This is a genomic window from Lacihabitans sp. CS3-21 (assembly GCF_024343675.1).
In the GTDB taxonomy this organism is placed as follows: Bacteria; Bacteroidota; Bacteroidia; order Cytophagales; family Spirosomataceae; genus Leadbetterella.
Genome location: NZ_RJUD01000105.1, coordinates 13889 through 29475, shown reverse-complemented (window position 1 = coordinate 29475; position 15587 = coordinate 13889). Strand labels below are relative to the sequence as shown.

The 15587-nt window shown below is 36.4% G+C and carries 20 protein-coding genes; 7 read left to right on the top strand and 13 right to left on the bottom strand.

Translation table 11 applies throughout. The annotated features are described in order from the left end of the window. Positions 1 to 40: 40 nt before the first annotated feature. From EGI24_RS18540 to EGI24_RS18500, 9 genes are all read right to left on the bottom strand, one after another. Positions 41 to 655 carry a superoxide dismutase gene (locus EGI24_RS18540; protein ID WP_255050056.1) on the bottom strand — a complete coding sequence of 205 codons (615 nt, stop codon included), beginning with the start codon at positions 653 to 655 and terminating at the stop codon, positions 41 to 43. Between the two features lie 286 nt (positions 656 to 941). Further along, entirely contained in the window at positions 942 to 1064 is a 123-nt protein-coding gene (locus EGI24_RS18535; RefSeq protein WP_255050055.1) for a hypothetical protein, read from the bottom strand. Positions 1065 to 1127: 63 nt separating this feature from the next. Next, positions 1128 to 1568 carry a nucleoside deaminase gene (locus EGI24_RS18530; protein ID WP_255050154.1) on the bottom strand — a complete coding sequence of 147 codons (441 nt, stop codon included), beginning with the start codon at positions 1566 to 1568 and terminating at the stop codon, positions 1128 to 1130. A gap of 104 nt (positions 1569 to 1672) precedes the next feature. Continuing rightward, a complete protein-coding gene (locus EGI24_RS18525; RefSeq protein WP_255050054.1) occupies positions 1673 to 2581 on the bottom strand; it encodes an ROK family protein in 909 nt (302 codons plus the stop codon). Positions 2582 to 2625: 44 nt separating this feature from the next. Next, on the bottom strand, positions 2626 to 3228 hold the full coding sequence (gene yihA / locus EGI24_RS18520) for a ribosome biogenesis GTP-binding protein YihA/YsxC (protein ID WP_255050053.1): 603 nt from the start codon (positions 3226 to 3228) through the stop codon (positions 2626 to 2628). Positions 3229 to 3238: 10 nt separating this feature from the next. Continuing rightward, positions 3239 to 3655, bottom strand: a complete 417-nt coding sequence (locus EGI24_RS18515) for a Fur family transcriptional regulator (RefSeq protein WP_255050052.1) — start codon at positions 3653 to 3655, stop codon at positions 3239 to 3241. Between the two features lies 1 nt (position 3656). Next, the gene (locus EGI24_RS18510; RefSeq protein WP_255050051.1) at positions 3657 to 5471 is read right to left on the bottom strand and encodes an ABC transporter ATP-binding protein; all 1815 of its coding nucleotides are present in this window, start codon (positions 5469 to 5471) and stop codon (positions 3657 to 3659) included. Next, the gene (locus EGI24_RS18505) at positions 5471 to 6442 is read right to left on the bottom strand and encodes a gliding motility protein (protein ID WP_255050050.1); all 972 of its coding nucleotides are present in this window, start codon (positions 6440 to 6442) and stop codon (positions 5471 to 5473) included. The genes EGI24_RS18510 and EGI24_RS18505 overlap by 1 nt, the downstream gene beginning before the upstream one ends. A gap of 85 nt (positions 6443 to 6527) precedes the next feature. Further along, positions 6528 to 7556, bottom strand: a complete 1029-nt coding sequence (locus EGI24_RS18500) for a hypothetical protein (protein WP_255050049.1) — start codon at positions 7554 to 7556, stop codon at positions 6528 to 6530. A 61-nt stretch (positions 7557 to 7617) separates the two neighbouring features. On the opposite strand from EGI24_RS18500, the gene EGI24_RS18495 reads away from it, so the two are divergent. The 3 genes from EGI24_RS18495 (at position 7618) to EGI24_RS18485 (ending at position 9111) form a co-directional block, all read left to right on the top strand. Further along, entirely contained in the window at positions 7618 to 7986 is a 369-nt protein-coding gene (locus EGI24_RS18495) for a DUF3127 domain-containing protein (RefSeq protein WP_255050048.1), read from the top strand. 222 nt (positions 7987 to 8208) lie between these two features. Further along, positions 8209 to 8451: a response regulator transcription factor gene (locus EGI24_RS18490; protein WP_255050047.1), complete on the top strand. Its 243-nt coding sequence runs from the start codon at positions 8209 to 8211 to the stop codon at positions 8449 to 8451. A 111-nt stretch (positions 8452 to 8562) separates the two neighbouring features. Next, complete coding sequence (locus tag EGI24_RS18485; protein WP_255050046.1) at positions 8563 to 9111, top strand: hypothetical protein; 549 nt, start codon at positions 8563 to 8565, stop codon at positions 9109 to 9111. Positions 9112 to 10403: 1292 nt separating this feature from the next. On the opposite strand, the gene tpiA is transcribed toward EGI24_RS18485, so the two are convergent. Continuing rightward, positions 10404 to 11171, bottom strand: a complete 768-nt coding sequence (gene tpiA, locus EGI24_RS18480) for a triose-phosphate isomerase (protein ID WP_255050045.1) — start codon at positions 11169 to 11171, stop codon at positions 10404 to 10406. Between the two features lie 203 nt (positions 11172 to 11374). On the opposite strand from tpiA, the gene EGI24_RS18475 reads away from it, so the two are divergent. After that, positions 11375 to 11812 carry a hypothetical protein gene (locus EGI24_RS18475; protein ID WP_255050044.1) on the top strand — a complete coding sequence of 146 codons (438 nt, stop codon included), beginning with the start codon at positions 11375 to 11377 and terminating at the stop codon, positions 11810 to 11812. A 167-nt stretch (positions 11813 to 11979) separates the two neighbouring features. Here EGI24_RS18475 and EGI24_RS18470 read toward each other — a convergent pair whose 3' ends face one another. The 3 genes from EGI24_RS18470 to EGI24_RS18460 form a co-directional block, all read right to left on the bottom strand. Next, on the bottom strand, positions 11980 to 12702 hold the full coding sequence (locus EGI24_RS18470; RefSeq protein WP_255050043.1) for a YebC/PmpR family DNA-binding transcriptional regulator: 723 nt from the start codon (positions 12700 to 12702) through the stop codon (positions 11980 to 11982). Positions 12703 to 12779: 77 nt separating this feature from the next. Further along, the gene (locus EGI24_RS18465; RefSeq protein WP_255050042.1) at positions 12780 to 13409 is read right to left on the bottom strand and encodes a hypothetical protein; all 630 of its coding nucleotides are present in this window, start codon (positions 13407 to 13409) and stop codon (positions 12780 to 12782) included. Between the two features lie 49 nt (positions 13410 to 13458). Next, positions 13459 to 14460, bottom strand: coding sequence for an NADP-dependent oxidoreductase (locus EGI24_RS18460; protein ID WP_255050041.1), 1002 nt, complete (start codon positions 14458 to 14460; stop codon positions 13459 to 13461). A 166-nt stretch (positions 14461 to 14626) separates the two neighbouring features. Here EGI24_RS18460 and rpmG point away from each other — a divergent pair, with 166 nt between their 5' ends. The 3 genes from rpmG to EGI24_RS18445 all read left to right on the top strand — a co-directional run bounded on the left by rpmG (position 14627) and on the right by EGI24_RS18445 (position 15580). Then, positions 14627 to 14809: a 50S ribosomal protein L33 gene (gene rpmG / locus EGI24_RS18455; RefSeq protein WP_255038599.1), complete on the top strand. Its 183-nt coding sequence runs from the start codon at positions 14627 to 14629 to the stop codon at positions 14807 to 14809. 58 nt (positions 14810 to 14867) lie between these two features. Continuing rightward, a complete protein-coding gene (locus tag EGI24_RS18450) occupies positions 14868 to 15020 on the top strand; it encodes a DUF4295 domain-containing protein (protein WP_255050040.1) in 153 nt (50 codons plus the stop codon). Positions 15021 to 15184: 164 nt separating this feature from the next. After that, complete coding sequence (locus tag EGI24_RS18445) at positions 15185 to 15580, top strand: thioesterase family protein (protein ID WP_255050039.1); 396 nt, start codon at positions 15185 to 15187, stop codon at positions 15578 to 15580. Positions 15581 to 15587 lie beyond the last annotated feature (7 nt).

Sequence of the window (15587 nt, the reverse complement as noted above, 5' to 3'; positions counted from 1 at the left end):
ACAATCGTCTACCCTCCTTCAAACTTTAAACATCTAAATTTTATTTTATTGCTGCTGCATATCTCTCTTCAACGGCGTTCCAGTTTACCAATGTCCAAAATGTATCTACATAATCAGGACGTTTGTTTTGGAACTTCAAATAGTATGCGTGCTCCCAAACATCAAGACCCAACAATGGTGTACCTTTTACTTCAGCCAAATCCATCAATGGATTGTCTTGGTTTGGTGTAGAACATACTGCAACAGAACCATCCTCTTTGGCTATTAACCATGCCCATCCTGAGCCAAATCTTGTTGTTGCAGCTGTTTTAAATGCCGCTTTAAACTCATCAACTCCACCGAAAGCCGCAATGATAGCTTCTTTTAACGGACCTGAAAGATTACCACCCACGCCTTGAGGGGCAAGTATATTCCAGAATAAATCGTGGTTATAATGCCCGCCTCCGTTATTTCTAACAGCTGGTGATGCTTTACTTATATTTGCCAAAATTTCTTCGATTGTTTTGTTTTCCAAATCCGTACCAGCTATAGCTGCATTAAGATTTGTAACATAAGCATTGTGGTGACGGTCATGGTGAATTTCCATTGTCATGGCGTCAAAATGTGGTTCCAATGCATCATTGGCGTAAGGAAGGGGTGCTAATGTAAAAGCCATAATTGTATTTCTTTAAACTTATTTTTCGATCTATAAATGATAAACATCAGTTTTTTAAAATGTGTTCGAAAGGGAAGAAAAAAAAGTGAAGAGCTGGGTTGTTTTTTACTTTCGTGATGTAATTAGTTTCTCAAAATCAATTTGATTTTGAGAAAGTAAATTTCGATACGACCTGAAATGTGGAGGTTTATCGATAATTTTTATAATAAAATTTCCTGATATCGCTCAAAAATCGAAACCTCAATATGAAAAATATGTTGAAATTTAATAGATTTTGGATAGAATTTTATTTTATCTCTTCTTTCAAATTTTCATTAGGTTTAGCGGTATTGATTTTATAAATCAAATAGACTATTCCAACCACAAAATGAAGAATGACCACTGCGGCAATAATATAAGCTAAAGTCATTTGTTTTTTCTTACAAAAATCAATGAAAAATGAGGTTATTCAAATGATAAATGTCACAAAGGCTCAGTTTCTTAGTTTTTTAAAAAAACTTTTTAACATTTCCTCAGACTCAGATTGAAGTATGCCTCCAAGGACATCGGTTTTTGGATGTAATATGGGCTGTTGAATGAGTGTAAAACCTTTTTTCTTGTCATAAGCCCCAAAAATCACTCGGTCAATTTGTGACCAAGCTAAGGCCCCAGCACACATTACACAGGGCTCAAGGGTTACATAGAGTGTGCAGTTTTTGAGATATTTTGCACCTAAAAAGTTAGAGGCTGCAGTTATAGCTAATATTTCAGCGTGGGCTGTTACATCGTGCAGTTGTTCTGTTTGGTTTACTCCTTTTCCAATTATTGTCTTGCCTTCGGCTACTACTATGGCACCCACAGGTACTTCGTCATTCTCATACGCATCCATGGCCAAGTCCAAGGCTTTTGCCATGAAAAATTCGTGCGAATAAATAGGATGCGGGTTTCGGGCCAAGGTCTTCGATTATGAGAAATGAAATTAATAAAAAAACGCCTCAAATGTTTAAAAATGAGGCGTTTTGAGAATATTTTATTTTTTTAGAAACACAAACTGGCAGCACCTAATAAGCCAGCATCGTTTGCCAAAGTGGCTCTTTTTATGTCTAATGTTTTCATATAATAGGGTGTCAACCAATATTTTAATTGACGATTTACGGCAGGCATAATATAATCAAACGAAGCCGATAGGCCACCACCAATAAGAATAGTGGTGATGTCGAGGATTCTTATCATGGATACTAAACCGTCGCCTAATAATGTGCCCACTACATCAAATATTTGAAGAGCAAGAACGTCACCATCTGATGCAGCAGCTACCAATCCTGTTGTAGAAATAGAACCATCGCTCGGTAGTCTTGTCTCTCCTTTGAACTCGCCTCTCATTTTGTTTGCCAAGTCCAAAAGCTCGTTTTTGCCTATGTTTCTTTCTAAAACTTTGCCATTGGCTGATGGCATATGGCCGGGTTCCATGGCGTTTCCACCGCCTCCTTTAAATACCAATTTGTCTATAATGGCTGCACCGCCTACACCCGTACCGAGTGTTACAAATATATAGTCTTCCGGTAGTTTTTCTTCCCCAAAATAGTATTCGCCAAGGGCCGCTGCATTGGCGTCATTTTCTAAGAAAAAATCATGCTCTGGGAATCTTTTTTTCAATAGAGGAATAATCGGCGTTCCATCAGTTTCGGGTATAGCAGTGATTTCCATCAAAGTAGACCGATCTCTTGAGATAAGGCCAGGTACACCAATACCTATTTTTTTAACTTCGGGGTTTTCTTTAAGTTGAACAGCAATAGCATCACCTAAGTTGTCTACAAAATGACCAGTCGCTCTCCAAGAGCCAGTGTCATGACTATAAAAGTTCGTTATATTGCCTGATTCGGCATTTACAATGCCCATTTTAACATTTGTCCCACCAACGTCAATTCCCAAATATTCTGTTGCCATCCCGATGATTTATAAAGTTTTATGCAAATATAAATTAAAATAAATTAATAATTAGGGAAGATTATCTCTTCTATTAATCCCAATATCTCTGTTTTACCTGTTTTTCTTTCCGCTGAACTTATAAAATACTCTGGTAATATTTGCCAAGTTTCCGAAAGAGCCCCCATAAAATCCGTAATGTTCTTTTGTCCTTCCATAGTTTTCACTTTATCAGCTTTTGTAAAAACCAATTTTAGAGGAACTCCGTTTTCACCCAATTTTTGTATAAATTCTAAATCTTTTTTTTGTGGTGAAAGTCGGATGTCGAGCAGTACAAAAACATAAAGCAAGTTGGTTCTTTGGAGTAAATAGTCCCAAGTCATTTTCTCCCATTTAGCTTTTTCAGAAACAGGTACTTTTGCATAACCATATCCGGGTAAATCTACCAAATGCCATTTATTGTCTATCAAAAAATGATTAATTAACTGAGTTTTGCCAGGCGTTGAGGACGTTTTAGCAAGATTTTTTACGCCAGTGAGCATATTGAGCAAAGAGGATTTTCCTACATTTGACCTACCTATAAATGCTATTTCGGGTAGGTCGTCTTGTGGACAATGCTCTACTTTCGCAGCACTTTTATTAAACTTCGCTTCTTTTATTTGATACATTTTGTTGTTTTTAATTGCATTTTGGGCAAGTTCCTTGCACCAAAACATTGATATCTTTTCTTTGGTAACCTGCGGGAAGAATAATTTCTGGAATCAGAAATTTTTCTAAACAGAAGGTTTCGTTACATTCCGAACATTTGAAATGTACGTGGTCGTGGTGGTGATGGCCAGAGGCACATTGGTCTTTGCAAAGTGCGTATTTTACACCGCCATTATCATCCAAAATTTTGTGGATGATGCCTTTGTCCAAGAAAGTCTTTAGTGTTCTATATATGGTTACTCTGTCAAAACCATCGTTTAGATAAACTTCTATGTCGCTGTGAGATAGTGCAGTTGTTTTTTGTAGAAAACCATTCAGGATGTTTTCTCGCGTATCGGTATGTCTGAGGTCGTATTGGCGTAAGATGCCCAGTGCGTTTCTATCCATTTTATACCATTTCGTATGAAACTATGTCAAACTGCATTTTTACCAAATTTGCATAAATTCCTTCGTTTTTCAAAATCAAACTTTCGTGCGTGCCAGATTCTGCTATTTCTCCATCTTTCAGAACATATATTTGGTCAGCATTTCTGATCGTAGCCAATCTATGTGCAATGATAATGGATGTACGACCTTTCATGAGTTCGTTTAAGGCATCCTGTACCAATTTCTCCGATTCCGAGTCTAATGCACTCGTTGCTTCGTCGAGCAAAAGTATTGCTGGGTCTTTTAAAATTGCCCTAGCTATGGCAATTCGTTGTCTTTGACCACCAGAGAGTTTTATGCCTCTGTCGCCGACTATAGTCTCGAATTTATCCGGAAATTTCTCTATAAATTCCAAGGCGTTGGCTTTTTGTGCTGCTTCTTCTACCTCTTTTAGGTTTGCTCCAGGATTTCCGTAAGCTATGTTTTCGAAAATTGTGCCACCGAACAAAATTACTTCCTGAGGCACTATGGCTATATTTTGACGCAAGAATGTGACGTCTTGGTTTTTAATATCTTGACCATCGATAAGTATTTCGCCTTGAAAATCAGGGTAGAATTTCATGAGCAATTGTACTATAGTTGATTTTCCTGCACCAGAATGTCCAACTAGGGCTATTTTTTTACCTGCCTCGATTTCAAAATTTATACCTTTCAGTACTTCTACATCTTTTCTAGAAGGATAGCTGAATTTAACGTTTTTGAATGATATATTCCCTTCAATAGGATTCAAAACTTTTTCTTTTTCAATGTCTACTTCAGATTTTTCTTCCAATATTTCCAATATTCTCTCGGAAGCTCCTACGGTTCTTTGTAGTTGGGCATATAAATCACCCAGGCCACTCATGGAGCCTCCGATGAATATTGTTAAGGTAAGAAAGGTAATCAGGTCGGCTATCAAAATTTCTTTTTCTATGACCAAATTTCCACCAAACCATATGACCAAAACGATGCCTCCAAAAAGTCCGATAATAAAGAACGTGATGAATCCGCCTCTAAGCGTGGCTGCTTTGAGAGCTAAAGTTACAGACTCGGCAACGGATTTGGAGAATCTTTTAGACTCCAGTTTTTCGTTGGTAAATGCCTTAACTATAGAAACGGATTGCAATGATTCTTCCACTATGACATTTGCTTCGGCAAGTTTTTCTTGTACTTTTTTGGAGATGGTTCTGATATATTTTCCAAAAACCAAAGCAGCAATCACAATAATAGGGAAGGTAGCCAACATGAACAATGTAAGTTTCCATGAGATATAAACCAACATGGCTATGCCTATTACCAAAGTAGCCACTTGTCTGAAAAACTCCGCCAAAGTGGTAGAAAGCACACTTTGAATGGCAGAAACATCTGATGTGATGCGACTCATGAGGTCGCCTACACGGTTGTTTTCAAAAAAAGAAATGGGCGAAGTGATAAATTTGTCATAAACTACCTTGCGAATATCTGCCGCGGTTTTTTCGCTGACAATAGAGAAAAAGTAAACCCTGAAAAATGAAAAAATACCTTGTGCAACCAATATCACTGCAAAGAAAATAGCCACTTGGTTGATATTATAAAGCGATTTTCCTTCCATTACCTTGGTCATTTCGCCTATCAAAAGCGGAAAAACCATAGTGGTAACCGTAGAAAATACCAGAAACAACATACCTATGATGTAGGTGTTTTTGTAGGGTAGTGTAAATTTGAAAAGAGCAATCGCTTTCTTCAATCCGTCTTTACTTAGTTTTTTTTTATCTTCGGGTGCCAAATCTACTCCTGCACCATGTCTGCCCTTTGCCATTATTCTTTTTCTATCTGTCCTCTGTATTTCGATTCCCTTAGGATGTCCCCAGGCTTGTCATTTGCCATTAATTCTTGAAACGTTACTTTGGGGTTTTCGGTTCGGTAACGCTGGATTATCCTCCAGCCAAGCCATTGGCCTATTCTTCCTGGGCATTTTGGGCCAATTTCCGGTACCGAAGGCCTTTCGCCAAAGTATTTTTCTTTTAAATGTGGATTGGGATTATACAGCAAATTTTTGTCAACCACATGAGCCCATACCAAGTCTTGTGCCTCCCAGGTTTCAGTTAATTCTAATGCTGAATATCCAATAATTAAAGAATCGGGCGTATTTGGGAGCATTTCTTTTGTAAACTCTAAGGATTTTCCAAAAAACAACATATCCGCCAAAAAAGACTGGTCTTTTGGGTCAAGTTTGTTGTAAGAATTGGATAAATATCTGATAACCGTTGGCACAATATATTCTTTGGAATATCGCTTTAGGATATAGTTGGGCTGGTCGGGTCTATAGGGGGCTTTTGGGCCAAGAAACGACTCCAAGGCTATGATTATCAAAGTGTCAGATACAAAAAGATCGTTTTCTAAACCTGAAAAAGTAGTAACTATTTTGGGTTCTTTAAAATCTGGAAAATTTGATTTTATGTTAACAAAAGCTTCTTCTAGTTCTTTTTGCATGTCGGCCAATTCTCCAAATTCCGCTTGTGTTTGGTCATAAAGTTTTCGGGTTTCTGGGTGTGATGACAAATAAAATATATGTGACACAAATGCAGTATCGTCGGGAAATGTTCTGTAAAGTGACTTTACTATGTTTTCGTTTTTTTGTAGAAGAGTTGCCATTTCAGGCTGACTTTTTACAGCCATCAGCTCTCTTTCAAATCGTCTGATTTTTACTTCAACATCTGGTTTTCTTTCTCCACACGAAGTCAATACAATCGAAAAAACAGCAATTATATAAAGAAATTTAACACGCATTCAATTAGATTTTTTGTAATCAAAACGCAAATTTAGCTATTTATTGTCTCAAAACCATCAGTATGAATGGTTTAAAGCGGGCATTTTATACAATATTTTGTTTTTGAAATAAACATGCATACTCCAATCTCAAAGCCAACTCATGTATTTCTGACTTCCAGAAAATCTGAGACCATTTTTTTTTTGCAATAAACCTCAAGGAAGGGCTTTGAAATGGAGCAAATGGAGCCCCAATGAAGGAGTAAAATGGTTTTTCAGTGCCAAAATTGAGGTCGCTTTTTATTCTTTTTTCACCTAGTTTTATGAGCGAAATTTCAAGAAGAATTCTAAATAGCTTGGTTTTTTCTTTTATCAATAATTCTTTAGCAAATCTTATTAAAAGGCCTTTTTTTTGATCCAATATCTGATATGAATTTTCTCCTATGAAACGGGCATAATGGTAGATTATCAAAGCTGGATGTCCATAATGCCGTGAAATTTTGAAAGGATTATTTTGGATTTCATCTACCGAATTGCCAATGAATTCTAAGGTGTTTTTGTCCGTTTCGTCTAAATCTATGTGGTGTTTAAAAAACAAATACATCAAATTCAATAAAGCACACACATCTTGTTCTTTTGGCATATTTTTCCCGAACCAAGTGCTGTAGATTTTACCACTTTCTACACCAGCATATTGATCTGTAAAGCCATAGAGATGGCTCTTTAACCACAAAGTTTGCTCTTTTGAGTAGTTTGAAGTGAGGTAAATGAGTGCGGTATCATCAATGTCATCTGGAAGTCTGAAATGGTCGAACTTCCGCATTAATCGCCCGTTGGGGAAATGACCTGAGGGTTGTGTTGGATAGAAATTGTAGGTCAATCGGCCGTCTTTGTTTTGATAGTTTGGATAAAAAGCCAATATTTGAGCCTGAATATCTTCAAAAATCTTTTTTTGATTGACACTTAGAAGCGATGCATATTGTTGTAAAATAAACAAAGTAGAGGCCAGTGCAAAAATATTGTCGTCATCTCTTCTATATGCCCAAAGGTCGTTTTTTCTGATAGAAAAGGTGGGATTTGTGCCTTTATTTTGGCTCAGTTTTTTGGCAATTTCCGAAATAATTCCACTTATCATTTTTAAACCTACTTATCGTTTTTATATTTGTATGAGAATTTATACAAAAATACATAATACGATGGAAGTTTCTGGAAATATCAAAGTAATAAACCCTGAGCAGCAAGTAAGCCCCACTTTTAAGAAAAGAGAATTGGTAGTAACTACCGAAGAGACTTACCCGCAGCACATAATGATAGAGTTTACGCAAGACAAATGCGATTTGCTAAACAGCTATGCCGTAGGTGATGCTGTAAAAGTTTCAATAAATCTAAGAGGGAGAGAGTGGCAAAGCCCGCAAGGCGAAACCAGATATTTTAACAGCATACAAGGCTGGAGAATAGAAAAAGAAAGCGGAGCTACTTCTGCACCGGCCGCTGCCGCTTCTGCCCCATCTACACCAGCACCGATACCTGCTGCATTGGAAGGAGAAGACGATTTGCCGTTTTAATATTTAGAAAAGATATTTTTTTGAGAAAAGACATGCCGAGAGGGGTGTCTTTTTTTATGGGTTAAATTTTAATAAATGTCGTAAATTTTCAGTGGGAAAGTGCCAAAATTGATGCAGGTCAAGTCAAACGGCTGTTTTGAAAATATATTTTTAGAAATGTTTGTTTTTGAGGTTAGAAGACTTTTGATTTGAGTATTCAATCTACCATATAAACTTTTGCTAATGCACACTTTAATTAATCTCAGTCCACAAGAAAAGAAAATTCTGCAACTTATTTCTCTTGGTTTTAAATCAAAGCAAATAGCTGAGAAGCTTTTCATAAGCACGCATACAGTCAAAAATCATAAAAGCAATATTTGTATAAAACTAGACTTTAAAACTACTGCTGAATTGAATTTTTATGCTTTTTCAAATGCTGCGTTATTGCAAGATTTGGGGGGTGCAGACACTTATTTATCAGGATAGGAATAATTCCTATTTTCTTTTGATTTTATACAAATAGGAATTTTTCCTATTTCATGAATATTTCCTTTAATTTAGTTTTGGACATATTATTCACTTGAAATACAAATTATTATGAAAAAAATCATCATTGCCTTACTAATGGTCTCCTTTATTTCATGTAATGAAAATAAGAATATAGAGCCAAATGCTGCAAAATTAAATCTTAGTTCGAATATTGAGAAAGAGGAAACTGATTTGGAAAAATTTGGGAGAGAATTGGGTTTTAAGGTTTCTAGAGATGCCAAGATAAATGCATCAAATGGATTGGAGTTTAATAGTATAGATGATGCAAAATTGTTTTTGAAATTGGTCAAATCTAAAGCACCGCACGAAACTGTTTTTGCTCATTTAGAAAGGTCTACAACTAATTTTTCTAAAATTTATCAAAATTACAAGGGTAAAATTCCAAAATCTAAAGGTACAGTTATAGATGAGAATTTTAGTATTTCTAATTCCGGATGTGGAAATTGGAACAACGCAATTGCTTTTCATACTGGGTTTTCATGGTTTAGTACCATTAATTTTGGTGCGAATATTTCAAATGGGAATATTACAAGTTTAAATTCTTGGCTTTCAGGTTTTATTTTTGGTTATTCTTGGAACCAGGGATTTTTTACTTAAAATAGGTATAGTGATACAATTGAAACTTGGATTTATGGAACAAGGAATTATGTTATATTCATTGAAGGAATTGGAACGTTCTATAGTGAACCAGTTAGTTATAGAGTTTTAATAGGGTGTAATGGAAATGTTTCTATTGATGAAATACAACAATAATCTAATTTACTTCACAAAAGAGACTTTCAAAGTATTATAAAATATAAAACTCATCTTTAAGATAGAATTATGAAAAACATGTGGCCCATTTTATTATTGGTTATTTTATTTTTTGGCATTTATATTCTTTATAAAATTATTAGGAAGTACTTAAAAAGTTAAATTACAAACAATTTTTTCTTAGTTTCTTTCTTAGGTTTAGTGAACCTTGGGGAAGATACTTTTTCTAAATTGTGTTAGTATGAAAACTACCTAATTTTTATTTTGGGGCAAAAGAGGGTACTGGATTTTAATTGGTTGCGATGGAATTGTACATGTTGACCAAATTGAAGCATGAGTAATATGATTAAGGAATTTTTATTCACCTATGCTCCCATAGTTTTATTTGGAGTATTATTATACTTCTTTTACTTAATTTATAAAGCATTAACCGAATTAATTAAGTTTTTGAAAGATAAAAATAAATAACTAATGAGTTTTTAATGGGATTCAAAGGTTGCAGGAAATTGTAGATGAATCTATAATGCATGTCTAGGAGTTGCTGCAGTGGCTAATACAGCTTGTATAGCGGGTACAGCTGGAATGGAATATTTTAGGCAACAGTACATAGGTTGTAAGGCTGAAAAATAAAATAAAATAAAATGGAAAAAATTATTGAATCTAAAGGAATCGTTCGTTTTTTTATTATTCTACCAATTTTTCTATTTCTTTTTAAGGTTTATCAACCATGGGTCTATATAAGTATTTTTGCCGCAGTTTTGCTGCTTTTCTTCCTTAGAATTAGGTGCTTAGAGAAGAAAATGCTTATTAAAGAATTATTAGAGAAAGGAATAGGTATAGCATTAATTTTAGGCCTTTATGTATACTATACTTTTTTTAATTAAATATGTATCGCCTAAACTAAAATGAGTAAAATATAACTTTTGCTTTTTGAATGGAACGTCAGTGTTAAAATTTTGAGAAAAGACATGCCGAGAGGTATGTCTTTTTTTGTGGGTAAATTTATCGGAAAAGTGCTTAGACGTGTATCTTAAATAAAAGTCACAATTCTTAGAATATTTTTTTTCAATATTGAATTCACAAAAAAAGCCAAACATGCAAAGGTTTGGCTTTTTGAATATTTAAATAGAAATCTCTTACGCCGGAAACGACTTAGAAATGTCTGTAAAGTCTCTTGATTTGAGTGATGCCCCGCCTACTAGTCCGCCGTCAACGTCGGGTTGAGAGAACAACTCTACTGCATTGCCAGCACCTACGCTACCACCATAAAGGATCGAGATTTCGTCAGCCACTGTTTGTCCATATTTGCTTGCCAAGTGATCACGCAATACTTTGTGCATTTCTTGTGCTTGTGCTGAAGAAGCCGTTACGCCCGTGCCGATAGCCCAGATAGGTTCGTAAGCAATCACTACTTTTTGCAAAGCCTCAGCCGATAAGTGAAAAAGGCTGTTGGTCAATTGTCCACAAACAAAATCGAAGTGAATGCCTGCTTCACGCTGAGCCAAAGTTTCTCCACAGCAGAATATGGGCGTTAAGCCTTCTGCCAAAATAGCATCCACTTTTTCTGCAATAAATGCATCAGATTCCAAGAAATACTCACGACGCTCTGAATGACCGATGATTACTGAGCTAACGCCAACAGATTTCAACATCTGCACCGATACCTCACCTGTGTATGCACCAGAAGGTTTTGGGTGGCAGTTTTGGGCTGCTATAGATACTTTCGATGAATTTACTAATTTGGTAAAAGTGCTCAAATAAGGAAAGGGGACGCCCAAAATTACATGAACATTTGGGTTGTTCATTTCGTCGTTTACCATATTTACCACTTCTGACAAAAGTATTTGACCTTCTTCAAAAGTTTTGTTCATTTTCCAGTTACCAGCGGCGTATTTTTTTCTCATTTTTTGCTTTCGTTATATTTCAAAAATCGCACAAATATAGGCTTTTAAGGCTAAAAAGGAAAACAAGCGTTTTGAAAATGTTAGAAATTCAGGTTATATCAAAATAGGTTGTAATTTTCTGATTTTAATGTTTTTTAACATTTGTGAGCTAAACCTTATGCAAAAGTGACGGTCAAAGCTGCATAACAAATAAAAAAACAATTATGAAAAAGTTAATTATGTCTTTGGCCGTTATTTCGGCTTTATCTGTCGGTGCTTTTGCACAAAAAAGTGGAAACGAAGGTGGCAAGCGAGATTTTAATCCCGAAAAAATGGCTGAAAAGAGAAGCGAGAAGCTAAAAGCCGATTTAAAGCTGACTGACCAGCAGTTTGCCGCTGTTACCAAACTAAACAAAGCGTCAGTAGCCACTCGCGAAGCAGAACGCAAGGAGATGAAAGCCAAGCACGATGCAAAAAAGCTGGCTTACAAAAACGAAATGAAAAAGATATTGACTCCTGAGCAATACAAGACTTTCGAGGAAAAATTGGCTACCAACGAAGCCAGAAGAAAGGAAGGAACGAGAAAAGGTAGAGGTGGAAATCATGGAGGCCCTCATCATGGAGGCCCTCACCATGGAGGTCGTCCTGAGAACAAAGGGTAAATAAAAAAAGGTCAACGAAAGCGTTGACCTTTTTAACTAAAAATATTTTGAACTATTGTCCTGTCAATTTCTTTATTATTAACCAATTAACCTCCCGATGGCAATCGGGAAACCAATTAACCAATTAACCAATTAACCACCCTTCGACAAGCTCAGGGAACGAATGATTACTCGATAACCATATTGTGGTAAACATTCTGCACGTCATCGTCTTCGTCCAATTTTTCTAATAACTTATCAAGGTCAGCCGCTTCAGCTTCGCTTAGTTTTTTGGTGTCTGTGGGTATTCTTTCAAAGTCTGCGTGAAGCAATTCTAAGCCTTTTTCTTCTAAAAATTTCTGAATGGCTCCGTAAGCAGTGAATTCCCCATAAATATTTATTTGGTCGTGTTCCTCATCCAAAAACACATCATCCGCTCCGAAGTCTATCAATTCAAACTCTAGTTCCTCTAAATCTACGCTTGGTGAATTGGCTATTTTGAAAATACATTTTCTTTCAAAAATAAAGTCAAGCATGCCATTTGTTCCAAGGTTGCCATTGCATTTGGTAAAATAGCTTCTGACATTGGCCACTGTCCGGTTGTTGTTGTCGGTGGTGCATTCTACCAATACCGCCACTCCATGCATTCCGTAGCCTTCCAATACCATCTCTTTGTAATCCTCTTGGTCTTTCGAAGAGGCTTTTTTTATAGCATTCTCCACGTTCACTTTTGGCATGTTGGCAGCCTTGGCGTTTTGAATTACTGCCCTCAAACGAGAGTTGGTGGAAGGATCTGCCCCGCCAGATTTTACGGCCATCACGATGTCTTTGCCAATACGCGTAAACACTTTGGCCATAGACGACCAACGTTTCATTTTACGTGCTTTTCTAAATTCAAATGCTCTTCCCATAGGTTTTTTGAAATTTCAAGGTGCAAAATTAACCAAAATCATTACGATTTCACATTTGCAAAAGAAATTTTTAAGAATCACTTTTTCTGAGATTTGTATGGTAAGGCTCCAATCAGATTTTGAACGGCTCTTACGGCTAAGTCTTGAGGTGAATCCATTCTATTGCTGATGTCTTGAAAACTTTGATTTTGCCAAACCAATACGCCCGAATCAGCATCAATAAGTTGGAGTTGCGTATTCATGCCGTTTCGGCCAGCAAAATTTCTCATCGAAAACTGCATCTCAGTTTCTCCCCAAATCACTGCATCAACCCCAAGAATCCGAGCCAGTTTGCCTTTGTCTATAGATTTGAGTTCTGAAAATCGGATGTTCTCGCTTTGAAGGGTTTTGTTTGTGGTTAAAAAATCCTGAACGGTAAAGTCAAGCCTTTTTTTCTCGGCTCTGCGAGCGAGCATATTAAAAGTAGTCTTTTGCAAGTCGAGCCCAGCCACGCGTTCTTGTTCTTGCCAATTACTTTGACCTCTCCCACCTCTGCTGATGGCTTTGTATTCTTCGTTGAAACTTACTTTAAAGGGCAAAATTGCCACCCTTTTATGCATCTCAAGTACTGAATTTGCGTTTTCAACTAAAAAACTTTGGTTGGTTTTACAGGCGGATATACCTATTATTAAAGCCAAAACTATTCCTAATTTTAAGAATGCTTTCATTTTTATCTAAAGTATTTAATGTGACTGAAAAACGAATTTCTATCCAAAATCATACATCAACTTCCAAAACCATTTTTCCCGTATTTTCTCCTGCGAAAAGTTTCATTAGGGTCTCAGGAAAAGCTTTTATACCACCTTTTTCTATATGAAAATTTGCGTTTAATTTACCTGCTAATATCCAGCCAGCCATCTCTTTTGCAGCGTCTCCATATCGGGCAACATTGTCAAAAACTACTATTCCTTCCATTTTTGCTCGATTAACCAGCAATGAAAGATAGTTTTTTGGTCCTTCAGGCTTAGTGGAGTTATACTGCGAAATAGCCCCACAAATAACTATACGTGCTTTTTTGTTGATAAGCGTCAACACTGTGTCTAATATTTCACCACCCACATTGTCAAAATAAACATCCACGCCAGTAGGGCATGCCTCTTTCAGGTTTTTTCTAAGATTTCCTACTTTATAATCTATGCATGCATCAAAACCCAATTCATTGATGACGTAATCACATTTGTCTTGTCCACCCGCTATTCCAATTACTTTACAGCCTTTTATTTTGGCTATTTGACCTACCACACTTCCTACGGCTCCGGCGGCACCTGACACCACAACAGTCTCACCTTCTTTGGGTTGGCCAGTTTCTAGAAGCCCAAAATAGGCGGTAAGTCCAGACATTCCCAGTGTGCCAAGATAAGCCGGTAAAGGGAAAATTTTTGGATCAACTTTCACAAAATCTTTTCCTTCAGAAATAGCATATTCCTGAACGCCAGTGGCGGTACTCACAAATTCACCCACTGTAAACTTGGGATTTTTTGAAGCTATAATTTCACCAACGGCCAATGCCCTCATGGTTTCGCCTAATTCAACGGGTTTAATGTAGCTTTTAGAATCATTCATCCAACCCCTCATGGCAGGGTCTATGGATAGGTATTTGGTTTTGACCAAAACTTCGCCATCCTTTATTTCTGGGATTTCGACTGTTTCTATTTTCCAGCAATCTTCAGTAGGAATTCCAAGGGGTCTTTGGTTGAGTAATATTCGGGTGTTTTGCATTTATTTTGTTGATTTTGAGTACAAGCATAACCATTTTTACTGAGAAAAGTACTGTTTTATATCTATTCTGTTTTTTATCTTAAATAATTTAGACAAAGGTTTTTGTAAAAAGAAATAAATTAATATCTTTGCAGCCCGATTTAGAAAAAGATAATATTTTATAATAATGGCAAAGAAAGGAAATAGAGTTCAGGTTATATTAGAATGTACCGAGCACAAGACCACAGGTCAGCCAGGAATGTCTAGATACATCACTACCAAAAACCGTAAGAATACTACGTCGCGTTTGGAATTGAAGAAGTACAATCCTGTATTGAAAAAAGTTACAGTACACAAAGAAATCAAGTAATTTGTTTGAAAATGGCCACGGCCAAAGTCGAACATCAAACATTTAACATAAAAATACAATGGCAAAGAAAGTAGTTGCAACCCTAAGGGATAAATCAGCGTTGAAGAGTTTTGCGAAAGTAATCAAAGCTGTGAAATCTGATAAAACTGGTGCTTACACTTTTAAAGAAGAGATGGTTGCTGTAGACAACATCGCTGAAGCTTTAAAATAATAAGTTTTCAAAGATATTTGTAAAAGCCTTGCCGATTCGGTTAAGGCTTTTTGTTTTGTTCAATCATCATAGTTTTGAGCTGTGGGGGTCGAGTTGTGATTTGTCCGTTTTGCATACCTAATATTGAATTAATTTTATTGAGTGTTTAATTCACTTTTCTATAATTGAAACCAAAAATTTACGAACATATTATAAAAGTGGCGGAGGCTGATATTGATGAACTCAATCATGTCAACAATGTGGTATATTTCAACTATTTGCAACAAGGGGCTATGGCACATTGGTATTCGTCAGTGCCAACTGAAATTTCAGATAGCATGCGTTGGGTGGTGAAAAAACATGAGATTGAATACTTAAAACCAGCTTTTTTAGGAGACAGTATCATTGTCAAAACATGGGTGGATAACTTTTCAGGTGTTACATCTGACCGTAATTATGAAATTTACAAAGACCACATTTTATTGGTAAAAGCCCGCACACTTTGGGTAGCCCTCGATCCACTTTCCATGCGACCAAAACGAGTACCTGCTGATTTGTGGGAGAATTATTTTGGGGAGTAGCCGCAAT